The following is a 23935-nucleotide window of genomic DNA, read 5'->3' on the forward strand; positions in this document are numbered from 1 at the left end:
CCTCCTAGCACGCCGCCGCCCAGATTTTTCGGGGCTTAGCACGAGTTTCTCGGATCATTACTATCGATAATATGACATTATCGATAGTGCGCAAAAACTTGACACCAGCAGGTGCCCACCTAACTTGAGTTAGGTTGCATCCAAGAAATTCTCTTTGAAAATAAGGAGCCATTTCGTGTCGTCGAGCGCTCCCGACGGTCTTCAGCCGATAACCGCCGTCCTCAGTGCGGTTCTGCTCGGTCGCATCCAGGTCGGAGTGACCAGAGCACCGGCCGATGTGCTGCGCATATTCGCCGCAACCCTCGTCCGTGAAAGCCTCATTACCGCCCTCCGCCAAGAAGGGCACGAATTTACCGAGCAGCGCTTCTTCGCCTGGTTCGCCGGGCTCACCACACTCTCGGACCCTTCCCAAGCGGTTTTACGCCCGCCCAAAGCGCTTTGCCAAGCAATATTGACTGAATTTTGCCACAGCCCTTGGCCCGAGCTTGTTGGCGCATCGCAGGATTTGCTGAGGAGCTTTCTGGCTCCGGCCGACATCAGCCGCGGTCACGACCATACCGAAGCCCACACGATCATCGCGGAGGCCCATAGCCTGTTAGCCGGTCTTCCAGCGGTCGACGACGGCCTACCCTTTCGTTCCGCCAGGATGCTGTTCGCCGCCGCCGCCCAAACCGCACGGTTCGCACGCGAAGACAGAAGCCTCGATCTCATTGCCGGCGCAGCAATCGAACGCGAGTTTATCGGCAATGCCAGGTGGGCACTGGACATCCTGGCGGGTCAGCTTCTGGCGCCGCGCCATGGTCTTCCAGTAGCGCTGCCAATCCCAGGCCTGATTGCCCTGCCGATGTCTCAAAGCGATCCGATCGAACCGATCCCCTCCGAACCTCACGTTCGCGATGACGTCGTATTCTCTGCGCTGCACGAAGGATTTTCGCGCCTCGATCGCTGGCTCAGCGAGGCGCAACTGGCCGCAGAACATATCCGGGCGCAACTGCATGACCGCCGCCGTGGCGGACGCTCGCTTCAACTTGCGGAGTACCTCGCGGGCTTCGGTCCGATGCGGTCGCGGCAAATAGAGCAATTGCTTGGCGCATCCCGGAACGGCGTTGCAGTCATCATTACCGCGCTGGAAACGAGCCTGCTGCTGGTTAGCCACAAGTCTCGCAATGCAACGCAGATGTACGCCTACACACCCGCTCTCGCAGCATCGGCGCCAGACGCCGCACATACAGCACCCTTTGCATCCTCCGCTTCAGCGATCGCGGAATATGACGAGGCAATGCGGGCAATCGACGAACTCCTGAAACGCGCGTCGACATCGCCGGACAGCGACTAGGCCATGGCTTTCCTGGCGAGCTGAAAGCTTCGGTCCTCGTCGGCGATCCCAAACGGCCATCGACTTTTACGACGCCCCCTCTTGCGGGCCAATATGTTTGCGCTACCATAAGCGCAGGCAAGGCACCGGATGAGCGCGCCTGGAGGGGAAATTCATGAAAATCATCAGCCTGCCCGTCGTTGCGGCGGCTAGCTTATTGGCGAGTTCGGCGATTGCCGACGATGGCGTCGCTCCTCGCCAGGTTCGCATCGACGCTGCCGCCTCCACAGGGCCGGTCGATCGCTTCTTCGATCTTTCCGTGGGCTCCGACTTTCCGGGCACCTTGAAGCGCGCCGACAGCCAGGCACAACTCAAGGTCGCCTCGGAAGAGCTGGGCTTCCGCTACATCCGCTTCCACGACGTGTTTCACGACGTGCTGGGCACCGTGCGCAAGGTGGACGGCAAGATCGTCTACGACTGGACCGGGATCGACGCGCTTTACGACGCACTGCTGGCCAAGAAGGTCCGTCCCTTCGTGGAGCTGGGCTGGACGCCGGCGGCGATCCGCACGTCCGACCAGCAGCTGTTCTATTGGAAGGGCAATACCTCGCATCCCGATCCGGCGATGTGGCGCGACCTGATCCATGCCTTCGTCACGCATATGCGCGCGCGCTACGGGGCGGAGGAAGTGCGCAGCTGGTACTTCGAGCTGTGGAACGAGCCCAATCTCGACGGGTTCTGGGAAGGCGCGGACCAGGGCGCCTATTTCGGCCTCTATGCCGATACCGTCCGGACCATCAAGGCCATCGATCCGCGCCTGCGCGTCGGCGGCCCGGCCACGGCGGGCGCGGCATGGGTGCCGGAATTCCTGGCCTATGCCGCCGCGAACAAGCTGCCGGTCGATTTCGTGACGACGCATACCTACGGCGTCGAAGGCGGATTCCTGGACGAACAGGGCAAGCAGGACACCAAGCTATCCCCCTCCCCCGACGCGGTGATCGGCGATGTGCGGCACGTGCGGGAGCAGATCGAAGCCTCCGCCTATCCCGGCATTCCGCTCTATTTCACCGAGTGGAGCACCAGCTACACCCCGCGCGACTTCGTTCACGACAGCTATGTCAGCGCGCCCTACATCCTCACCAAGCTGAAGAAGACGGGGGGGCTGGCCCAGGGCATGAGCTACTGGACCTATACCGACCTGTTCGAGGAGCCGGGCCCGCCGCCTACCCCATTCCACGGCGGCTTCGGCCTGATGAACCGCGAGGGCATCCGCAAGCCGGCGTGGTTCGCCTACAAGTATCTCCACGCCCTGCGCGGGCGGTCGATCCCGGTGACGGATGAATTCACGCTGGCCTCCCGTGACGGCAGGGCGATTTCCGCCGTGGTGTGGGATTGGCACCAGCCGGCGCAGGCGCTGAGCAACAAGCCGTTCTACACCCGCCTCCAGCCCTCGCGCGCCTCTGCGCCCCTCGCCGTGCGGTTCGACCACCTTGCGCCCGGAAAGTACCGGATGGAGACGCGTCGCACCGGCTATCGGCACAACGATCCGCTCTCGCTCTATATCGACATGGGCATGCCGGAGACGGCAAGCGCGGACCAGATTGCCCGGTTGCAGCAGGAAACCGCTGACAAGGCGGAAGTGGCGAAGATCATCACCGTTGGCCGCGATGGCACGGCGGCGCTCGATATCCCGATGCAGACGAACGATGTCGTCCTGGTGACGCTGAAGCCCGCGTCATGACCGAACAAGGAACCTCCATGAGCCTTTCGCGCCGCACCGTGTTCAAGGGCGCGCTTGCCAGCGCCGCCCTACCCGCTTTGGCTGGCCCACTGGCTGCGCGTGAAGCTGGCTCGGGCATCGCTCCTGCCGGGCCGAGATGGGGCGAAGGTGCCGAAGGGCAGCGCAAGGCCGATCTGGGCAACGGCACTTATCGCAATCCGATCCTGGCCGGAGACCATCCCGATCCCACGATCCTGAAGGATGGCGACGTCTATTACATGACGTTTTCCTCGTTCGACTACTATCCGGGCCTGGTGATCTGGCAGTCGCGCGATCTGGTGAACTGGTCGCCGATCGGGCCGGCGCTGCGGCACAACCTGGGCAGCGTCTGGGCGGTCGATCTGGTGAAGCACAAGGGCCGCTACTTCATCTACCTGCCTGCCGCGCCGGATGGGAAGCCCTGGGGCATCTACGCGATCTGGGCGGACGACATTCGCGGGCCCTGGAGCGATCCGGTGGACCTGAACATCCCCGGCTGCATCGATCCCGGCCACGTGGTGGGTGAGGATGGGCGCCGCTATCTCTTCACCAACGGCATCCGCAAGGTGCGGCTGACCGACGATGGCCTCGCCACCGACGGACCGGTCGAAAAGGCCTACGACCCATGGCGCTATCCCGACGACTGGATCGTCGAGAACTTCGCCCCCGAAGGGCCCAAGCTGCTGCGCCACAACGGCTGGTTCTACCTGATCACCGCGATCGGCGGCACCGCCGGGCCGGTGACCGGGCACATGGTGATCGCCGCGCGCTCCCGCTCGGTAAACGGGCCGTGGGAGCATTGCCCGCACAACCCGATCGTGCGGACCGAAAGCACCTCGGAACCCTGGTGGTCGCGCGGCCATGCCACTTTGGTGGAGGGGCCGGCCGGCGACTGGTGGATGGTCTATCACGGCTATGAGAATGGCCTGCGCACCTTGGGCCGGCAGACCCTGCTGGAACCGATCGAGTGGACGGCGGACGGCTGGTTCCGCGCCAAGGGCGGCGACCTCTCGCGCCCGCTGCCCAAGCCGGCCGGCGGCAAGCCCTCCCCCTCTACGGCCGCGCTCTCGGACGATTTCTCGAAAGACCGGATGGGCGTGCAGTGGGCGTTCTTCGCACCGGAAGCGGGCGAAGCGCGCGCCGCCTATCGGCCCGGTGGACTGGTGCTGGCGGCGGCGGGCACATCGCCCGCCGATTCCGCGCCGCTGACCTGCATTGCCGGCGACCGCCGCTATCAGGCGGAAATCTCGCTGGACCTGCTGGGCGACGAGGCGGAAGCCGGGCTGCTGCTGTTCTACAATCACAAGGCCTATGTCGGGCTGGGCTTTACGCCGTCGGTGCTGAAGATCTTCGAATATTCGGAGGAGCTGAAGTGGGCGGGAATCCAGCACCAGACGCGCAGCATTCGCCTGCGCGTCACCAGCGACGAGAACGTCATCACCTGGCACTATTCGCATGACGATGGTCGCACGTGGAAGCGGCACGACACCCGCATGGAAGTTTCCGGCCTCCACCACAACACCTTCGGCGGCTTCCTCAGCCTGCGGGTGGGCATCTACGCCGCCGGCAAGGGCGAAGTGCGGCTGCGCGATTTCCGCTATCGCGCCAATGGCGCGATAGCGTGATGGGTCAGACGCTCGCCGTATAGATCGGGCGGCCCGGCACCGGCATCTCTACGCGGTAGACGGTGCCGGTGCTCGATTCCGTGAAATAGAGCCAGCGATTGTCCGGTCCGCCGTAAGCAGCGTTGGTGGTGTAGCGCCCCTCCGGCACGTCGATGCGCAGCATCGGCTCTCCCCGGTTGCTGAACAGCCAGACCGCGCCGAAGCCGACGTGACAGACGACGAGGTTGTCATCTTCGTCGATGGTCAGCCCGTCCGGCCCGGAGCCTCCAGACATCTGGATATAAGTGCCGACCTTGCTGACGACCTCGCCATCTTCCACCAGCGGGCATCGCCAGACGGCGTTCGCGCGGGTCACCGCCAGGAACAGCGCGGTTTCGGCCTTGTTGAGCACCAGACCGTTGGGGCTGGGAATGCCGCCCAGCAGCAGTTCCAGCCGCCCCGTCCCGGCGCGAACGCGGAACAGGCGGCCATTGGGGTTCTGCCAGCCGGACTGGCCCTGATCGGTGAAATAGATGTCGCCGTTGCGCGCGATCGTCAGGTCGTTGCAACCCAGGAACGGCTCCAGCAGGTAGCGGTCGAACCACACTTCCGACGTTCCGGTGGCGGGATCGCAGATCACCATGCCCTTGTGATGATCCGCCACCAACAGCCGCCCGTCGGACAGGAACTTCATGCCATTTGGTTGGCCATCATATTCGAAGCCGACCTCACACGATCCATCGGGCGCGATGCGGAACAGGCGGCCCCAGGGGATGTCGGTCACCCACAAGTTGCCCGCACCGTCGAACACCGGCCCTTCCAGGAACACGGGCGCCGGCGCGCCATGAAGCTGCACGCGCGCCCATTCGCTGCTTTCGCCGAAGCGGCGGAACTTGTCGGGAATGCGGCAGAAGACTTCCGCCGTGATGGCGGGCGGCGCAGCGAACATCTCTCTCTCCTCATCCGGCCCCATTCTCTGGGTGCGGCATCGCTCCGACGGCATTCGATACCCGCCGGGCGCCCGACAGACCTATTGCCCATTGACCGTTCTGGAAAGAGGCTTCACCACTCGATCAGCCCATGAAAGTATACATAACGGGCATGGAGAGGCGAAAACCCGATGAGTTCACGCGAACTCGTATGCATTATCGACCCCATTCATCCCCTCGGCGTGGAGCGGATGGCAGCGGGGCACGATATCATCGCTCCGGCGAACTGGCAGGACGATCCGCGCCTTGCCGAAACCAGCGTGATCGTGATCCGCACCAGCCCGCTGGGGCCTGAGGTTTTCGGCCAGATGCCGCGCCTGAAGGCGATCGTGAAGCACGGCGCGGGGGTGGACAATATCGACATTCCCGCCGCCACTGCGCGCGGGGTGCTGGTGGCCAATACGCCGGGCGGCAACAACTCGACAGCGGTGGCCGAAGGGGCCGTGTCGATGATGCTGGCGCTGCTGCGCCGCACGCGCGAGATGGATACACTTGTGCGCGATGGCCGCTGGGATGAGCGCTGGGGCGTACGCCTTGGCGACCTGACCGGCGCGCGCGTGGGCCTAATCGGCTTCGGCCGCATCGCCCTCTGCGTGGCAAGGATCTGCGGCGCGGGTTTCGGCGCCGAAGTGGCCGCTTTCGATCCGATGGTGGCAGACGAAGACATCCGCGCCGCCGACGTGGAACCGCTGCCGCTGGCGGAGATCCTCAGGCGCGACGTGATCTCCATCCATACGCCGCTGACCGAGGGCACCCGCAATCTGATCGACACCGTGGAACTGGGCCTGATGGCTCCCCACGCGATCCTGGTGAATTGCTCGCGCGGCGGCATCGTCAACGAAGCGGCGCTGGCCGAAGCGCTGAAGGCCGGCCAGATCGCAGGCGCCGGGATCGACGTGTTCGAGGCCGAGCCCCCCTCCCCCGACAATCCACTGTTCGCGCTGCCGAACTGCCTGCTCTCCCCCCACGTCGCCGGCGTGACCGAGGCCGGAATGCGCGACATGGCGCTGAACGTCGCGCGCGTCGTCGACCTGGTCGCCCGTGGAGAGCGGCCGGACACCCTGCTCAATCCGGAGATTTTTGCATGACCGCCCCGCTGAAATCGGTGATCTACCGCCGCATTCCCCGCCCGGACCCTGCCCTCGTCGCCCGCGCCGCCAAGTTCGGTGTCGCCGACCTGCATGAAGGTCTGGGAGATATCGCCGGGCGCATGGGCCTGATGAGCCCCGCCATGATACCGATCGCCCCCGGCCAGAAGCTCTGCGGCCCGGCCGTCACCGCCTGGAATTTCCCCGGCGACAACCTGGCCATCCACGCCGCGCTCTGGGTGGCGGAGGCGGGCGACGTGCTGGTGCTGACCAACGGCGGCGGGCACCAAGGCGCACTCTGGGGCGACGTGGCCTGCACCTACGCGAAGCAGAAGGGGCTGGCCGGCACAGTCGTCCACGGGGCGATGCGCGATGTCGATGCGATCCGTGAGCTGGGTTACCCGGTCTGGTCGACCGCCGTCTCCGTGGAGCATCCCAAGAAGCGCGGGCCGGCCGCCGTCAACGTGCCGGTGGTGGCCGATGGCGTGCAGGTGGAACCCGGCGATCTGGTGGTGGGCGATTCCGACGGCGTGCTGGTGATCCCGCGCGCACTGATCGAGCAGACCGTCGCCAAGGCCGAGACGCGCGCCGCCGCCGAAGTCGAATTCCGCCGCCGCATCGGCGAGGGCGAAGTGCTGTTCGAGATCCTGGGCATGGACAGAATCGTCGCCGAGCTGGGCATCGAGGTTCACGACCGGACTTACGAGGACGACGGACTTTAAGAACGCAACTGCACGCTTTCAGAACTGCACCTGGGGAGGGGACCTCTATCGAGGTCCAGCAGGGCGGCCGAAGCCGGCATTTCCGCCGGTTTCGGCCGTATCCCCGGGGAAACAAACGGACCGGAAAAGCCGGCCGACCGAATAGCGCGAGGAGAGGCATTATGGACGCCGAGACACCGAACAATCGGATGCATCTGGTCAGCTTCCAGATCCATTCGCCGATCAATCACACCGTGCTCAGCTGGGCCGCCCCCGGCGACAACCGACTGGATGCCATGGCCGACCTGAAGGCGTGGCAGGACCTTGTCCGCACGCTGGAGCGTGGCAAGTTCGACGGGCTGTTCTTCGCCGATACCCCCGGCGTGTTCGATCGCTATCGTGACAGCCACGAGGATGCCGTGAAGTACGGCATCTGCTGGCCGAACCACGATCCGGTCGTACTGCTGTCCGCCCTTGCCGCCGTCACCGAAAACCTCGGCCTTGCCACTACGATGTCGACCAGTTCGTACCGGCCATGGTCGATCGTGCGCCAGCTTTCGACGCTGGATTATCTCTCCGGCGGGCGCGTGGGCTGGAACATCGTCACCGGCCACTTGCGCGGCGAACATCGCGCGCTGGGGCATGAGCAACTGGACCACGACCGGCGCTACGACGCGGCCGACGAATACATGGAGATCTGTTATCGCCTGTGGGATTCCATCGGCGATGGCGCGGTGCTCGCCGACCGCGAGGCGGGCGTCTATGCCGATCCTTCCAAGGTGCAGTTCGTCGATTTCCAGGGCGAATTCCACAAGTGCCAGACGGTCGGCCCCGTCCTCCCCTCCCCCCAGAAGCGGCCGGTGCTGTTTCAGGCGGGCACTTCGGGGCGCGGCCTGCGCTTCGGGATCGAGCATGGCGACGTGGTCTTCGCGATCCAGCCCAACCTGCCCGGCATGCAGCGCTACATGGGCCAGCTTCGTGAAACCTCAGCCAGCCTGGGCCGCAAGGCTCCCGGCGTGCTGTTCGGGGTGCAACCGATCCTGGGGGGCACCGAGGAGGAAGCGCAGCGCCATCTGGATGACCTGATCGAACGCCTGCCGCTCGATGGCTGCCTGGCACGGCTGTCGGGAACGATGGGCGTCGATTTCTCCGGCATCGACCTCGATCAGCCGATGCAGGAACAGGCGACGCAGGCCTCGCAAGGGCTGATGAAGGCGTTCACCTCGGTCCTCGGCGACCGGCCCTTCACTTTGCGCGAGGTGGCGATCAAGTGGGGCCTTGCCGTTGGTATGCCGCAGATCGTCGGCACGCCCGAGCAAGTGGCGGACAAGCTGGAGCAGATCTGGCGCGAAACCGGCTGTCATGGCTACAACCTGACGCCCACGGTCATGGCCTCTTCCGTCACCAACTTCGTCGATGAGGTGGTGCCGATCCTGCAGAAGCGCGGCGTCTTCCGGACCGAGTACGAAGGCACCACCTTCGCCGCCAACCTTGGCCTTACCTGATGGCGATAGGCAGCAAGGCCCACAATATCGCCCAGCTTCGTGCCCTCGCCCGGCGACGGCTGCCGCGCGCGATCTGGGAATTCATGGAGCGTGGGACAGAGGACGACCTGCTGATCGGCCGCAATCCGGCAGCGCTGCAAGCGCTCCACCTCCTGCCGCGCGCCTTGCGCGACGTTTCGGCACGCTCTGCCGAGATCACTCTGTTCGGCCGCCGCCAGCCCCTGCCGCTGGTGATCGCGCCCACCGGCATTGCCGACCTGATGTGGCACCACGGCGAACGCGCCATCGCTTCCGCCGCCGCCGCTGCGGGCATCCCCTTCACCCAGACCACCAGTTCCACCACCAGCTTCGCAGACATCGCCAAAGTTGCGACCGCAGGGCACTGGATGCAGATGTACTTGTGGGAACGGCGTGACCTGTCCTGGCAGGTGGTCGATGCCGCGCGCGAAAACGGCGCCAATGTGCTGGTGCTAACAGTCGACACGCCCGTCTGGCCTTTGCGCGAATTCAACCGCCGCGCCGGCATGTCCAACCCGATCCGCCCCAATGCCCGCCTGGTCGGCGATTTCCTGCGCCGCCCGCGGTGGCTCGCCGGAGTAATGGGCCGCTACATGCTGGCGGGCGGCCTGCCGCAGTTCGCCAACTACCCCGCCGAGGTCGGCGGAAAAGTCACCGGCAAGGTGGCGCGCGTCGCCAATTCGGCGTCGGTCGACTGGAAGGACGTGGACGAACTGCGCCGCCGCTGGCCAGGCAAGCTGGTGGTGAAAGGCCTGCTCCACCCCGAAGACGCGCATCGCGCTCTCGACCATGGGGTGGACGGCATCGCCGTTTCCAACCACGGCGGGCGCAATTTCGATTCCTCTCCGCCCGCCATCCATGCCCTTCCCGCGATCGTCGATGCCGTCTCCGGCCGCGCGACGGTGCTGTTCGACAGCGGCGTGCGGCGCGGGGCGGACGTGCTGAAGGCCATCGCGCTCGGCGCGGACGCGGTGATGATCGGCCGCGCCACGCTCTACGGCTGTGCGGCGGCTGGGCAGGCCGGCGCGGCGCATGCGCTCTCCCTGCTGGCGCAGGAGATCGATGTGGCGATGGCCATGCTGGGGATCACCCGGCTTGACGAGTTGGACCGCACTTTCCTCCTGCCCGTGGCGGAGGCTATGCAGGTGCGGACATGACCACGCCGCCCTCCTCTTCTGCCGCCAGCCAGCGCATTGCCGACATCCTGGCCGAGCGCATCCTGGCCGGCGATCTCGCACCCGGCGCGCGGATCAAGCAGGACGAACTGGCCGCCGAGCTGGATACGAGCCGCATTCCCGTGCGCGACGCGCTGCGGATGCTGGAGGCGCGCGGGCTGGTGGTCATGCGGCCCAATGCCGGCGCCCGCGTGGCCAGCCTGACGATGCGCGATCTGGAGATTTCCTACGAAATCCGCGAGCGGATCGAGCCGCTGCTGCTCGCCGAAAGCATGCCGCGCCTGACGGAAGCCGATTTTGCCGACCTCAAGGCCGTGATGGAGCGCAACGAGCAAGTCACCGACATCGACGAAGCCATTGCGCTGGGCCGCGAATTTCACTGGATCACTTATCGCCGGCATGAGACCCCGCTGCTCGCCCAGATCGTGGAGCGGGTGTGGGACACGACGCAGAGCTACCGCCGCGCCTACCTGAAGCTTGCCTTCGCCAGCGGCAGCCGCACGCATGATGTGGAACACCAGTTGCTTTACGACGCCGTCGTCCGGGGCGAAGTGGAGACCGCGCAGGCCGCGCTGGTCTTGCATATCCGGCGCACCCGCATCGGCCTGCAGCGCCATGCCCACCGGTTGAGCCATACCGCTCAGGCCGTTGCGAATCACGAGGCCGTGGAAGCGAACGTTCCTGGATTGTCGCTCTGAACACTAGCGGTAGCCAGCGGCGCAGTTCCTGGGACGAGGCTTATCCGATTTCCGCGGTTTCGGGCCGATATTCCGCCGAATTTCGGCGGATTGTTGCCCCGGGACCAAAAGAATCACTTCCTTGTGAATAACGCATTCGAAGCATTTAAGCGGGACGCGCGGAACAGGATTCATACCGGCTCTAACCCCATATCTTGCGTCTCTTTGATGCGTATGGCGCTAGAAATAGGATTGTGGGTCGTCCCATTGCCGAATTGAATGAAATTGCCTATTCTGCCGGCAAAAGTGCTTCAATGGAGTGCCGCGTGCCGGAATCGAATGCCATCATGTCCCAGATTGGCGATCTTGCCCAAGCTGGCGAGAAAATGATCGAGCGCCTGCGCCGCAAGGCCTTTCTGCCGGAAAGCCGCAAGGGGCTCAACGTGCGGATCGGCATCGCGGATGCGGCGCAGCTCCTGGGCTGCTCCACCAATCGCATTCGCATGGCGGAGGATGACGGCCGTCTCCCCCCTCCCCCGGCGGGCGATAACGGCCGGCGGCTTGGCTATTCGATCGAAGACATGCTGCACATGCGCGAGGTTCTGGGCGCTTCCCCTGCCCGCGCCCCGCTCGACATTCCCGCGATGATCGCGGTGCAGAACTTCAAGGGCGGCGTCGGCAAGTCCACCGTTACCACGCATCTGGCACACTACTTCGCCGTTCATGGCTACAAGGTCCTCGTTGTCGACTGCGACAGTCAGGCAACCACGACCACGCTGTTCGGCTTCAATCCGCACTTCAATATTACGCGCGAAGAAACGCTCTACCCTTATCTGTCGATCGATCCGACCCAGGCAGACCTGCTTTACGCGGTGAAGAACACGCCTTGGCCGAATGTCGATTTGATCCCATCCAACCTCGAACTGTTCGACGTGGAGTACGAAATGGCCGCCGCCGGCGCGGATGGCCAATCGGTGTTGGCCGCCCGCTTCCGCAAGCTCAAGCGGGGCCTGATGGACCTTGCCCGCAACTACGACGTGGTGATCCTCGATCCGCCGCCAGCGCTCGGCACGATCAGCCTCGCTGTGATGCAGGCCGCCAACGCCCTGCTGGTGCCGCTGGCCGCGACCACGCCCGACTTCTGTTCGACCGTGCAATTCCTGTCGATGATGGATCAAGTGCTGGATCAGTTGACCAGCGCAGGGATCGAGGTGGATTACTCGTTCGTCCGCCTGATCTGCTCCAAATTCGATGGCAACGATCCCAGCCATGACATGGTCCGCACGATCATGGAGCAGACGTTCGGCCCGGCCCTGCTGCCGGTTCCGATCCTGGATAGCGCGGAAATCAGCCATGCCGCGCTTCGCATGATGACCGTCTACGAACTGGAAAAGCCGATCGGCACCGCGCGAACCCACAAGCGCTGCCGCGCCAACCTGGACGAAGCGCTGGGACAGATCGAACAACTCGTCCGAACCGGCTGGGGCCGCAGCCAAAGGGTGGACGAAGAGATGCTGGTCAATGGCTGAGCGCGCCCTTTCCGGCGACCGGACCATCGTTCTTTCAGGAACGCGGCCACATTTCACCGTTCGCCATCTGTTCCAACGCGTTTCGCAACATCGTTATCATCCAGAGCGTCCTTCGAGGTAAGCCATGGCCCGCAAGCAATCCGATTATCTCGCCGCACTGCTTTCCGACGAAGTTGAAACCACGCCTGCAGCAGTCGAAGAGGCTGCCCCTCAGGCGCCCGCCATTCCGCCGCGAACCGAACGATCGCGCGGAACGACTTTGCTTGGCCGCGAAAGCGCCCTGGCCCGCGTGGCCAGCGGCGAAGTGCGCCAGGTTACGCAGTTGCTGCTCGATCCCGCCCGAGTGCGCGTCTGGCCGGGCAATGCGCGCAGCTATATCCATCTCTCGGAAGAGTCCTGCCGCGAACTGATCGATTCCATCATTGCGGAAGGTGGCCAGAAGGTCCCTGCCGTGGTTCGCCGTATAGATGGAGATCCCGATCATGACTTTGAGGTCATTGCCGGCACCCGCCGTCACTGGTCGGTCGCCTGGCTGCGTGCGCATTCCTATCCGGACATGCATTTCGTGGCCCAGGTCGTCCAGCTTGACGACGAAGCCGCCTTCCGTCTCGCCGATCTCGAAAACCGCGCGCGCAAGGACGTGTCGGACCTCGAACGGGCCCGCAACTATGCCGAGGCTCTCAAGCATCACTACGGCAATCACATGACCCGCATGGCCGAACGGCTCAAGCTTTCGAAAGGCTGGCTGTCGAAGATGCTCAAGGTCGCGGGTATTCCCGATGCCATCCTTGATGCCTTTGCCTCGCCCGCCGACGTCCAGCTCAAGCCGGCCTACCCTTTGGCACAGGCTCTCGATGATGCAAGCAAGGCACCGGCGATCCGCAAGGAGGCCCAGCGGCTGGCCAGGGAACAGGTAAGCCGTCGGAACGGTGGTCGCCCTGCCGTGCCCGCAGCGGACGTCATCAAGTCGCTGCTTGCGGCGCCCGATGCGGGCCGGTTCCGGCCTGAACCGAAGTCGGTTCTTTCGAACCATGGCCGCCCGGTCGCTTCGATCCAGTCGAGCAACCGGCAAGGCGTGACGATGCGCCTGCATGCCGGTTCCGGAGCCCAGCGTGAACAGATCCTCGATGCGGTGCGCGAGCTGCTCGCGATGTTGGACGATGAAGGCCGAGGCCTTCGGCCGTGACATGCGCGTGAGGACCTGATGGCCTTGCCAAGCAGGTTCCTTCGAAAGTTGAAGATGCCGAGGGGCGGGAGCGAAAGTTCCCGCTCCTTTTCTTTTGCGGCTTTGCCTCTCCCAGGTTTCCCCGGGGAAACGCTCAACTCGACCTATCCTTGTGAACAGCCTGATGAAGGCAGGACCTCGGGACCGTACTGCTGAAGCCGACTTTGCGCACTGCACACCCCAGCGGGCTCCATTACTGCTTCAGCCTGTGGTGCAAGGAACTTCCCTATTATCCTGTTTCCCCGGGGAAACAGACTTCAGCGCATATGTCTGCGTGGTCCGCTTCAGGCCCATGCCTTTCCTGAAGATTGCCGGGAAGTTCGACCCGCTACACGCTTATCGACATCTGCCCGCAGCACTTCTGAAAACGCTGCCCTGCCCTTCCCCCAAGGAAGGTGCTTGGCTCCGGCTGCGTTTCCCCAGGGAAACCCTCCCGCGCCACTCCGAGTCTGAAATGGAGCCTTGGCCTAGGTGCGGTCCGACAAAGGTGCATAAAACCTCGTTCTGATCGGCTTTCACGCGCTTGCGCGCGCGAGTTCTTCACAGCCGCGAATGGCCGCGATTTGCCCTCCCCTGCCCTGCCCGCCATGATGGTGGGAATCACCATCGCCAAAGTCACGTTTCCCCGGGGAAACAGGCTGCCGGCGACGCATGAGCATTCGCCAAAATCATACGTCCATTTGCCAGTCGGAATCCGAACATGAGCCGCCAAAAGCCGGAGACGGCGTCCGAACAATTCGACATGTTCCTGCCTTACATTGCGGAACTACCCCTGCGCGACCAGCGCGAGATGATGGAGCGCCCCTTCTTCAGCCTGGCCAAATCGAAGCGGGTAAAGCCGATCGACTACACCAGCCCGGACGGAAAGCTCTGGGTCCACGTCAGCGCCAACCCCGATTACGGCATGGCAACGATCTGGGATGCCGATATCCTGATCTACTGCGCCAGCATGCTTGCCGACATGGCGCGCCGCGGCACCAACGATGTCCCGCGCAAGCTTCACCTCATGCCGTACGATCTCTTGCGCGCAATCGGCCGCCCCACGACCGGGCGGGCGTACGAACTGTTGGGCCAAGCGCTCGACCGCCTCGTCTCGACCACTATCAAGACCAACATCCGGGCAGAGAACCGCCGCGAGGCAACGTTCTCCTGGCTCGATGGCTGGACCCAGCTGGTCGACGAGCGGACCGAGCGCTCACGCGGAATGACCATCGAACTCTCCAACTGGTTCTGGGAAGGCGTGATGATGAAGGGAGGCGTGCTCTCGATCGACCGCGCCTACTTCGACATCACCGGCGGCCGGGAGCGCTGGCTCTACCGCGTCGCCCGTAAGCATGCGGGCGGGGCCGGTGAATCCGGCTTTGCCATCTCGATGCCGGTGCTCTTCGAAAAGTCGGGCGCCGAAGGCCAATACCGCCGGTTCAAATTCGAGATGCTCAAGCTCGCCGAAAAGGACGAACTGCCTGGCTACGCACTCGCAGTCGAAACCGCCAAGGACGGCGAGCCCATGCTGCGGATGCGCCGAGTGGACGGGAAGGGCGGTGCCGAAGCCACTCTGCCTGGAGGGACGGGGGAAGAGACCGGTCGCGCCACCGCCTCGTCCGCGCCGGCTCCAGCCAAACCAGTTTCCCCGGGGAAACGGTCTCCCACCCAAAAGACGGTTCAGACAGCGGCACAGGCTACCGTCGGCGCCATTCACACCGCGGCGGAAGCCATCGAAGATGAAAGCGTCGTCGATGCCCGCAAGCTTATTCGCTCCACCATCGTGGGTCTGTCGGATGCGGCCACCCGCGGCTTCATGACCGACGAGACCATCACGCTGCTCCGCCGCGAATGCCCGGGCTGGGATCTTCATGCACTCCATGCCGATTTCGAGCGTTGGGTATCGGCCAGCCCCGAACGCACCCCCGCCGATTGGCAGCGTGCGTTCGTCGGCTGGGTTCGCCGGCACCACGAAAAGCACCATCGTTCTTTGCGCGGATAAGGCACGGATTAGGGCGTGAACAAGCAAGCATACGAGGGAAAGCGAGGGGCGTTCCCGAAGTGTCGCGTCGGAGTTGAAGGCGACGCTGAAAGTCGCTGACGTGAAGACCGAGTTTTCCGGAATTGAACCTTCTTCGCGAGGCTTGTTGGAAAACTGATTCAACAATGTGAGGGAAAAGGCGGCTTTTCACGGTCCGTCGACACAACGGGAACCCATAACGGGGTAGCTTCGACCCTTCGGGAACACAGGTTCGACACTCCAGGAACGCCTTCATCGACACTCCGGGAACGCATACACGGCACTTCGGGAACGTCGCATTTCCGCGACTCAGTGAAAACCGGGGCTCTTGGGCCTCCGGGCCGAGGCCTAACCTTGTAACAGAATCTATAAATAGAGATTCTAACTGTCCGGAAGTTCCTCGTTTTGGGGGATTATGGCGAGGGGGTTCGCCGCAAGATTCGGGATCATCGCAACCCTTACTTTTGCTGAGAGCTTAGCAAGGGCGTCTTGAGAAACCGGTCCTGGCATCACCGGGACCGCCCCCCACTACCCAGCCCACACACGGCGCGTTGCGACGCTCACGACCCGCTGGAGAGAACGTTCAGGGCAAACCTCGAGGCCAACGCTCCGGTTTTAGGGAACCCGCTCTAAGCCGGCAGCGCTGCGTGTCTGATCAACGTTCTTGGCCCCATCGCACGTTTTTAGAAGACGCCCCGAGATCCAAGATCACAAGCCATCTGGCACACAGGTGCAACCTGGTTACGCGCGGTGTCATCCGTCATATTCGCTCGCACAGATCGATGCCGCACCTTGTGAGGCTTACTGAAAAGCAAAAGAGGGTGAGGGGAGGGGGAGAACGGCTTGCGGTTCGACCTGCGCCTGCAGATATCGACGCACGGACAACACTATCCTGCCGAACCGATCCGCTCAGGCGAAGCCCGTTTTCACCAGCTGGCTACGGAAGTCTCTCATCGCTTTCAGGATCCTGATGGATTCAACCATTGCCGGAACGAATCCCTGCAGCACCCGAGAATAGCGAACTGAACGGCGAAAATCCGAATCACGGAAAAGAACAAAACGCGAAAACGTCAAATTTGCCCTCAGGTGGGGTTTAGAACGCTTCTGTGTCACGGATGACCCGTAGGTCGGATAAGGGCTGAACCCGGCTTCTATGCCCACCCAGCGCCGCCTAATATTTGAGCATAATCGGGCGGCGGCGATGACCGAACCGGTGTCCAGCGCTGGACGTTCATCACGCACACCCCTAGCATCGGGTAGGCGAAGGTCCAATTGGTCGCCGGCCAAAATGGGGGAAATGAGCGCTGAGGTAAAATCGGGAGATCGTGTCCCGAGAGGTGGTGTAGCTTTTCTGGACCACTTTGGTTTTCGGCATCAGCCTGAGCCGATCATGAGCCGGGTAATGCCGACAGCATGACAATAGGATCGTCGCTGAACGAGGCCATCGTTTCCAGCGTCATGTACCGCGCGCGCTGGACGGCCCATTCGTCGGACTGTTCCATGTGGATGGCTCCGACGAGGCGGGTGATGGCGGCTTCGTTCGGGAAGATCCTACGACCTCGGTCCGCCGTTTGATTTCGCCATTGAGGCAGCGGTGAATGCACTGCGTAGGCCCTGAGGTGAAAGATGATTTCGCTGTCGGATAAAATCTGCCGCTTTCGCCAAAGAAAATTCTTAAAATGCATGTTAGCTAAATCAAGCAGACATGATCAAAAGCTGAACGCCGCCGTCGAACCACCGATGCTACGAGATTCTAGAAACCGGCAGGCGTAAGGGTTTTCTCATATCTCGCTCGGCAGCTCTGTTTTACTCCCTCGATTGCCAAATTTTCACACGCCGTTGCGAACGCTAGTTATCGCTTGTGGCATTTACATGCTGCATTGCGGAAGCTAGGCGTAGCGCACTGATAAATATGGCAGTCGAACTTCGGCTGCTTGGGCAGCGATCTCCTGCAAGTGCAAAGTACGGGATCGTGCCCTCGGAAAGAAGTCGAAGGGGAGTCAATTTGGCATCTTCAGTGGTCCTGAAAGCGGTCGGGGCAAGCGAAGGGGTTCTGTCGAGGGGACGTGAGGTAATCCGGATCGAGGCGGCGACCCTCGATGAGCTGGCGGCAGCGCTTGATCGGAACTTCGTCAGCGCCTGCGAACTGCTCGGCATGGCCACGGGACGCATCGTGGTAGCCGGCATCGGCAAGTCCGGACACATCGGACGTAAGATCGCCGCGACGTTCGCAGCGACGGGCTCTCCCGCGATCTATCTCCATCCCGGCGAGGCGGCGCACGGTGACCTCGGCATGGTGGTCGAGGGGGATGTGATCCTCGCGCTGTCCAATTCGGGCAACACCGCCGAATTCCAGGTCCTCTTCGACCATGCCGAAAGGCGCGGTATTCCGGTGGTGGGCGTCACGTCAGGCGCGGGCTCGCTGATCGAGCGTCGCTCCACCGTCTGCATCCTCATGCCGCAGGCAAAGGAAGCCTGCGCCTCGAACATCGCGCCGACCAGCTCGACCACGCAGCAGCTGGCACTGGGCGATGCACTGGCCATGGTCCTGATGGATGCGCGCGGCTTCTCCCGCGACGGCTTCAAGGAATTGCATCCCGGCGGGGCGATCGGCCTGCGGCTCGCTTCGGTCGGACAACTCATGCACGGGGCGGACAAGTTGCCGCTGGTCGATCTGGACCTGGCGATGGAGGAAGTCATCTCGCGGATGACGTCGATGGGCTTCGGCATCGCCGGCGTCGTCGATGCGCTGAACAGATTGGTAGGCATCATTACCGATGGCGACTTGCGCCGCCATTTCCGGGACCTGGGCCAGCTTCAAGCACGCGACGTGATGACGCGGCAGCCGAAGGTCGTGCGGGCCGGCATGACGGCGGAGGATGCCTTGCGCTTCCTCAACGATGCCAAGATCACCTGTGCCTTCGTCATCGACGACGACGAGGCGAGTTGCGTTCCTGTCAATGACGAGGCAACGGTGACCGGAAATCAGGTTCCCATCGGCATCATTCACCTTCATGATTTCCTGCGCATGGGCCTGACCTGAGTACAATCGCAATGTCCAATCCCAGTTTCGCGATCATCATTCCCGCCCGCTATGCATCCAGTCGCTATCCGGGAAAGCCGCTTGTGCGGCTGACCGGCGCTACAGGGGAAGAGCGCAGCCTGATCCGACGTAGCTGGGACTGCGCGATGGCTGTCGAGGGTGCATCCGGCGTCTGGGTCGCAACCGACGACGAGCGCATTGCCGACGAAGTCGAGAGCTTCGGCGGCCAGGTCGTTAAGACCTCCTCCGATTGCGTGAACGGGACCGAGCGTTGTGCCGAGGCGATTGGCCGGCTGGGCCCGGTGGCGGATGTTATCGTCAATCTTCAGGGCGATGCGCCGTTGTCGCCCGCCGGGATGATTCCCCAGCTCGTCGAGCAGCTTTCACGCGATTCCGATGCCGTGATGGCAACGCCTGTGGTGCGGGCATCGCGGACGGTCTACGAACATCTTACCAAGGACCAAGCCGAAGGGCGCGTTGGCGGCACGACGGCGGTGGTCGACGGGCGCGGGCGCGCGCTCTATTTCTCCAAGCGGGTGTTGCCGCATCTGACGCCGGAAGCCGCGGCGATGGAATTCCCGCCGGTTCACCTGCATCTTGGCCTCTACGCCTATCGCCCCGCTGCGCTTCAGCGCTATGCTGCCGAAAGGCCGTGTGCGCTCGAATTGCTGGAAGGATTGGAACAGTTGCGGTTCCTGGATATCGGTCTTCCTGTTACGGTGCTCTCGCTGGATCCGCTCGATTGGGACGCGATCGAGCTGAACAATCCCGGGGACAAGCCGGTGATCGAGCGCATTCTGAAGGAAAGGGGTATAGTTTGAAGGCGATACCTCCCGGCGATATGCCATTCCGATTGTCGCAAGCGCATCTCATTTGCGCCCGGTGCAATTGACGAACGGAGCAATCCTGCTTAGCCGCGCGAATGCGCCCTCCGTTTCCCCCGCCAAAGGAGGCGCGTCCACGTTTTCGCGTGGATGGCCGGCACGCGTTCGACGTGGCCGCCCGACAAGGATGTTCGAATGAGCGTGACGGCCGCCGCTGTCGTGTTGATAATGGGTTCCGCGGTTCCTGCGGCCGCGACCTCGGCCTTGGGCCAGAACCCCGTTCAAGACCCCATCGAAAGTGCCTCGCCGCCCCAGGTCCCGGCCGGATCGCCGGCGGCGGTGCCGATTACGCTGCCGACTTTTGGACAGAGTGCAGAACCGCAGGTTACCTTCGATCCGAACGCATCCTTGCCGACGCTCGCCCCGGCGCAACCTGCGGAGGATTCGCCGGCCAATGACAATGCCGAGTCCGAAACTCTGGGCTCGGATATCATTGTTCGCCATCGCCGGCCGTCGCCGGGAGACCCGCTGGAGCAGATCAACGTCGAATCGTTCAAGGCGGTGCAGGCGGTCGACAAGGCGGTGATCGAACCTGTCGCGAAGGTCTATAACAAGGGCATCCCGCGACCGATCCGGCAGGGTCTTCGAAATTTCTTCAACAATTTCAACGAACCGGTCGTGTTCCTGGCCTTTATGCTGCAGCTCAAGCCGGGCAAGGCAGCGGAAACCGCCGGGCGTTTCGTGATCAACACGACGCTGGGCGTGGCCGGCGTGGTCGACGTGGCTAAGCGCAAGCCTTTCAGCTTGCCCTATCGCCCCAATGGCGTTGCCAACGTCCTGGGTTACTATGGCGTCGGGCCGGGACCTTACATGTACCTGCCGCTTGTCGGACCGACGACGGTGCGCGATCTGATTGGCGATACGCTCGACAACCTGGTGCTTGCGCCCACGCTGATCGGCAAGCCTTTCAACAAGCCCGAAGTGGCACTGCCGATGAGCGTCGTGCGGCAATTGGGTGAACGCGGCGCGTTCGACGAAGAGATCAACCGGATCCGCAAGACGGACGATCCCTACGCCACCTATCGCGAGCTTTACCTGCGGCAACGCCAGGCCGAGATCGACGCGCTGCATGGCCGGGTGACGCCGAATGTCGTCCCGGTTTACGGGCCGGGGATGAAAACCCCCGGCAAGAAGAAGAAAAAGGCGAAGGATGCAGCGCCAGTGGCTGCGCCGGAAACGCCGGCGGCATCGGTTGCCGCGCCCGTTCCGGGCGCTGCGGCAACGACGCCAACTGGTCCGGAACCGGTGGGGCAGGGCGCTGTGCCGACGACGGCGCAACCGCTGCCCGAGAGCGCCGGGCAGCCTGCGGTTCAGCCGCAAAATCCCGCGCCGACGCCGGGGCAGATCCCGCAGCCCCAGCTCTGATCGCAACATCGGAGTAAGGGGCGACCGGCAGGCCGCCCCCTTAGAGCAGTTTCCGATCCGATTGCATCGGATCAACTGCTCTAAAATTTTGGTTTGCCGCGTTTTCCGAGTCATCAGGTGATTCCACCTGATTAGAAAACGCTCAAACCGTTCACTCGCCTTATTCCGCAGCGATGGCCGGCGGTTCCTTCTCGTCATTGGCGGCCACGCCTACCGGCGTGCCCAGCATGTTCATGCCCTTTTCGGAGAGCAGCATGCCGATCAAGGCCTGCAACGCGCCGCCGCCTTCCGCGCCCGATGCACCGCCGGTGTTGATCTGCACCCGGGGCACGATGTCCACGCCCGACTTCTCCAGCGCCTCGGCAATGCGTTCCATCACCTGACGTGTCAGCTGGAACTGCGCGCCGCCCGATGCTGCGGCCTGCTTCTCGATCGTTTCGGCAGTGGCAAGGCCGGTGCGGGTGATCCGCTCCGCCTCGGCGCCGGCGAGCGCGACGGTCTTGGCGGCCTCACCCTCGCCGACGATGCGGATGCGGTCGGCCTCTGCCTTGGCCAGCGTGCGGGTCTGCTCCGCGTCCTGCGTGGCGCGTTTCAACGCCGCCTTGCCCTGGTTTTCCTGCACCGTGATCGACAGTTCGGATTCGGTGATCGAGGTCTGTTGGTGGGCACGCGCTTCCGCCTCGCGCAGCGCCTTTTCGCTTTCGGCGGCGATGCGCTGCTTCTCGTACGTGGTCACGCGTTCCTCGGCCACCTGGCGTTCGCGCAACTGCTGCAGCACCTTTTCGATCTGGTCGTTGCCAGCGGTCGCGCGCGGGGTGCCGATCAGCACTTCCTGCAGTTCCAGGTTGTAGCCGCTGAACTTGGCGCGCATCTCGTCGCCCGCCTGCTCCTGAATGTCGGAGCGTTCCTGCAGCAGTTCGATCAGCGTCTTGCGCTGGGCAACGTTCTTGAAATAGGCCGAGACCATCGGATCGAGCGTCTGTTCGACCAGTTTCTTGATGTCGCCGAAGCGCTGGATCACCAGTGGCGCCTTGCGATAGTCGATATGGACCACGACCGAGAGCGGCAGCGTGGGTTCGAACGCATCCTTGGTGATCAGTGAGACTTCGGACAGATTCTCGTCCAACTTGTGCTGGCCGGTCGTGTCCTGATCCCACTTCAGGATGAAGTTGGTGGTCGGCACGATCACGATCTTGCCGGCATAAGTGTTGAACGCATATTTGCCGGGCAGCAGCGGCTCGCTCCAGACGCCGCGTGTGCCGCGCGCGACCAGTTCGCCGTGTCGGTAATCTTCGCCCGAAGTGTCCTGCCCGCTGACGCCGGTATAGCTGATGACGACGCCGACATGGCCGACCTCGATCACCGTCTTGGCGACCATTTCCACGGTCGCGAACAGGCGGTTGATGAAGTAGCTGCCCTCGACAAGTACCTGCAACTGGCGGCCGCGACGGCCACCGGCGGCGATGAACTTTTCCGGGTCCTGGAAGCTGTTGTGGAACGTCACCGCGTCCGCCTGGCTGGTGCCGACTTCGGGCGCGATGATCTGGTCGGCGGTCAGTGCCGGGCCGTCATGCACGGTGACGATGCCGATCTGGTCGGACGAATCCTTGATCACCACCGCCTCGAACCCGCGGCGTTCCTCGATCACCGCCTGCATCTGGGCGAAGAGGTCGGCGTCGTTGCGTTCCAGCATCAGGCCGTAGATGTGCTCACGCGTGATGATCACGAACTGGGCGAGGTTGATGGCATACGTACCCTCGCGCAGGATCGTGCGCTGCGGGCCCTTCTGGCCGCCGTTGGACAGGAAGCCGCGCACGTCCAGGAAGTCCGCCGTGGCGGAGTTGCTGGCCAGCGTCTGGGTGGGGCCCAGCGGGGCGCCGTCACGCGCGAAGATATAGCCGATCTGGCCTTGCGGGATCGTCACCAGCGGCTGGCTGTGGATGCGATACTGGAACGGCACGAAGAAGTGATAGCCGCCGCGCAGTACGTTCGGCTGGTAACCGGCTTCGCGGCTGAGCGCGATCAGGCCGCCGGAGAGGGAGCCGTTGCGGCTCCACAGCTTCTCGACGACGGCGACGCGGTTGTTGCCGACATAGCGGACGCAGCGCGAAAGCACGAAAAGAAAGACGACGACGAGGGCCACGACAGCCGAGGCGCCGAGCACAAACATATTTGTCATCTGGGAATGGTGTCCTTGGGACCTGATACAAGCGCACCAGTTGCGCTCGCCGCGATATTTACGCCTGTTCTCAAGCGTCCACCAGAGGAATAATATTTGTTAACCTGAGAATTGAGAGGGACCGTAGCGCGCCTCGACATAGCCGGCGACTATCCTTGCCTGCGTTTCGTCCGCGCGGGCTTGTGCGATGGCAAGGTCGGCCTGAGCGGCGGCGATGTGCTCGATCGTGGCGGCGATCATCTCGGTCAGGGCAGGGCGCCGGTCCGGCGCGGCGGTGGCAAGCGCGCGGGTGGACGACTCGATGGCTTCGGCCAGATCGCGCGACAGGGCCTGATGGCCGGGGTCTTCATGGTTCCAGTTCGCCGCCGTGATGGCGGCGATGGCCGCCTCCGTCCGGGCGCCCCGAATTGCACGCGATGCCGCGATGGCGCGGCGAAGATCGCGCTCGGACCGCGCGGCGGGCGCGCGAGGGTCCCTGGCTTCGCGGCGTGCCCGGCGCGCCCGCAAGAGCGGATCGACCAGCGCGGCGAAGGTGGTTGCGCCGGTCGCGACGAGGGCGTAGCCGCCCAGCAGCGCGGGGCTGATCCGCAGCGCCAGGTCCAGCAGCGCCTCGACATGGTCGGGTCTGCGCACCACGATCGCGGCCAGCATGGCGAGCAGGTAGAACGGCAGTACGCAATGCAGGAATGCGCCGGCCACCAACCGCCACGGCAGCACCGGTGCGGCGGCTTCCTTGCCGGTCGATGAAACGTCCTTTGGCACGCGCCCATTCTGCCACGCCGGAAGGCGGCACGCCATGGAATCCCAGTGACGGGCACCCGCGCGATGCAATCGGATCGGAAACTGTTCTAGCGACGCAAAAGAGTCACATGCGGTG

General features: G+C 63.6%; 18 protein-coding genes and 1 pseudogene. 14 read left to right on the forward strand and 5 right to left on the reverse strand.

Annotated elements, in window-relative coordinates:
- Nucleotides 1-175: 175 nt before the first annotated feature.
- The 3 genes from WBP07_RS26360 to WBP07_RS26370 all read left to right on the forward strand — a co-directional run bounded on the left by WBP07_RS26360 (nucleotide 176) and on the right by WBP07_RS26370 (nucleotide 4699).
- Entirely contained in the window at nucleotides 176-1336 is a 1161-nt protein-coding gene (locus tag WBP07_RS26360; RefSeq protein ID WP_395398041.1) for a hypothetical protein, read from the forward strand.
- A gap of 154 nt (nucleotides 1337-1490) precedes the next feature.
- Nucleotides 1491-3056 carry a beta-xylosidase gene (locus WBP07_RS26365; protein ID WP_395398042.1) on the forward strand — a complete coding sequence of 522 codons (1566 nt, stop codon included), beginning with the start codon at nucleotides 1491-1493 and terminating at the stop codon, nucleotides 3054-3056.
- A 17-nt stretch (nucleotides 3057-3073) separates the two neighbouring features.
- Nucleotides 3074-4699: a family 43 glycosylhydrolase gene (locus tag WBP07_RS26370; protein WP_395398043.1), complete on the forward strand. Its 1626-nt coding sequence runs from the start codon at nucleotides 3074-3076 to the stop codon at nucleotides 4697-4699.
- A 4-nt stretch (nucleotides 4700-4703) separates the two neighbouring features.
- On the opposite strand, the gene WBP07_RS26375 is transcribed toward WBP07_RS26370, so the two are convergent.
- Nucleotides 4704-5627: an SMP-30/gluconolactonase/LRE family protein gene (locus WBP07_RS26375; RefSeq protein WP_395398044.1), complete on the reverse strand. Its 924-nt coding sequence runs from the start codon at nucleotides 5625-5627 to the stop codon at nucleotides 4704-4706.
- A gap of 171 nt (nucleotides 5628-5798) precedes the next feature.
- Here WBP07_RS26375 and WBP07_RS26380 point away from each other — a divergent pair, with 171 nt between their 5' ends.
- From WBP07_RS26380 to WBP07_RS26415, 8 genes are all read left to right on the forward strand, one after another.
- Entirely contained in the window at nucleotides 5799-6755 is a 957-nt protein-coding gene (locus WBP07_RS26380; protein ID WP_395398045.1) for an NAD(P)-dependent oxidoreductase, read from the forward strand.
- Nucleotides 6752-7477: a 4-carboxy-4-hydroxy-2-oxoadipate aldolase/oxaloacetate decarboxylase gene (locus tag WBP07_RS26385; protein WP_395398046.1), complete on the forward strand. Its 726-nt coding sequence runs from the start codon at nucleotides 6752-6754 to the stop codon at nucleotides 7475-7477. Before WBP07_RS26380 ends, WBP07_RS26385 begins: the two co-directional genes overlap by 4 nt.
- 161 nt (nucleotides 7478-7638) lie before the next feature.
- Nucleotides 7639-8961: an NtaA/DmoA family FMN-dependent monooxygenase gene (locus WBP07_RS26390; protein WP_395398047.1), complete on the forward strand. Its 1323-nt coding sequence runs from the start codon at nucleotides 7639-7641 to the stop codon at nucleotides 8959-8961.
- On the forward strand, nucleotides 8961-10136 hold the full coding sequence (locus tag WBP07_RS26395; RefSeq protein ID WP_395398048.1) for an alpha-hydroxy acid oxidase: 1176 nt from the start codon (nucleotides 8961-8963) through the stop codon (nucleotides 10134-10136). Before WBP07_RS26390 ends, WBP07_RS26395 begins: the two co-directional genes overlap by 1 nt.
- Nucleotides 10133-10852, forward strand: a complete 720-nt coding sequence (locus WBP07_RS26400) for a GntR family transcriptional regulator (protein WP_395398049.1) — start codon at nucleotides 10133-10135, stop codon at nucleotides 10850-10852. Before WBP07_RS26395 ends, WBP07_RS26400 begins: the two co-directional genes overlap by 4 nt.
- A 326-nt stretch (nucleotides 10853-11178) precedes the next feature.
- Entirely contained in the window at nucleotides 11179-12360 is a 1182-nt protein-coding gene (locus WBP07_RS26405) for an AAA family ATPase (RefSeq protein WP_395398050.1), read from the forward strand.
- Nucleotides 12361-12484: 124 nt separating this feature from the next.
- Nucleotides 12485-13546 (forward strand): ParB/RepB/Spo0J family partition protein, encoded by a 1062-nt coding sequence (locus tag WBP07_RS26410; RefSeq protein WP_395398051.1) that lies wholly within the window; start codon nucleotides 12485-12487, stop codon nucleotides 13544-13546.
- Between the two features lie 739 nt (nucleotides 13547-14285).
- Nucleotides 14286-15569: a replication initiator protein A gene (locus tag WBP07_RS26415; protein ID WP_395398052.1), complete on the forward strand. Its 1284-nt coding sequence runs from the start codon at nucleotides 14286-14288 to the stop codon at nucleotides 15567-15569.
- Nucleotides 15570-16496: 927 nt separating this feature from the next.
- Here WBP07_RS26415 and WBP07_RS26420 read toward each other — a convergent pair.
- Both WBP07_RS26420 and WBP07_RS26425 read right to left on the reverse strand, forming a co-directional pair.
- Nucleotides 16497-16874: a hypothetical protein gene (locus tag WBP07_RS26420; protein ID WP_395398053.1), complete on the reverse strand. Its 378-nt coding sequence runs from the start codon at nucleotides 16872-16874 to the stop codon at nucleotides 16497-16499.
- Between the two features lie 101 nt (nucleotides 16875-16975).
- Nucleotides 16976-17175, reverse strand: a pseudogene (locus WBP07_RS26425) (transposase); the annotation flags it as partial.
- Between the two features lie 417 nt (nucleotides 17176-17592).
- Here WBP07_RS26425 and WBP07_RS26430 point away from each other — a divergent pair.
- The 3 genes from WBP07_RS26430 (at nucleotide 17593) to WBP07_RS26440 (ending at nucleotide 20879) form a co-directional block, all read left to right on the forward strand.
- The gene (locus tag WBP07_RS26430) at nucleotides 17593-18630 is read left to right on the forward strand and encodes an SIS domain-containing protein (protein WP_395398054.1); all 1038 of its coding nucleotides are present in this window, start codon (nucleotides 17593-17595) and stop codon (nucleotides 18628-18630) included.
- Between the two features lie 11 nt (nucleotides 18631-18641).
- On the forward strand, nucleotides 18642-19451 hold the full coding sequence (locus WBP07_RS26435; RefSeq protein WP_395398055.1) for a 3-deoxy-manno-octulosonate cytidylyltransferase: 810 nt from the start codon (nucleotides 18642-18644) through the stop codon (nucleotides 19449-19451).
- Between the two features lie 198 nt (nucleotides 19452-19649).
- Entirely contained in the window at nucleotides 19650-20879 is a 1230-nt protein-coding gene (locus tag WBP07_RS26440; protein WP_395398056.1) for a VacJ family lipoprotein, read from the forward strand.
- 160 nt (nucleotides 20880-21039) lie between these two features.
- On the opposite strand, the gene WBP07_RS26445 is transcribed toward WBP07_RS26440, so the two are convergent.
- Nucleotides 21040-23058 (reverse strand): SPFH domain-containing protein, encoded by a 2019-nt coding sequence (locus tag WBP07_RS26445; protein WP_395398057.1) that lies wholly within the window; start codon nucleotides 23056-23058, stop codon nucleotides 21040-21042.
- A gap of 99 nt (nucleotides 23059-23157) precedes the next feature.
- Nucleotides 23158-23820, reverse strand: a complete 663-nt coding sequence (locus WBP07_RS26450) for a hypothetical protein (protein WP_395398058.1) — start codon at nucleotides 23818-23820, stop codon at nucleotides 23158-23160.
- Nucleotides 23821-23935: the final 115 nt, after the last annotated feature.

The sequence above is a fragment of the Novosphingobium oxfordense genome, from assembly GCF_044029435.1.
Classification (GTDB): domain Bacteria; phylum Pseudomonadota; class Alphaproteobacteria; order Sphingomonadales; family Sphingomonadaceae; genus Novosphingobium.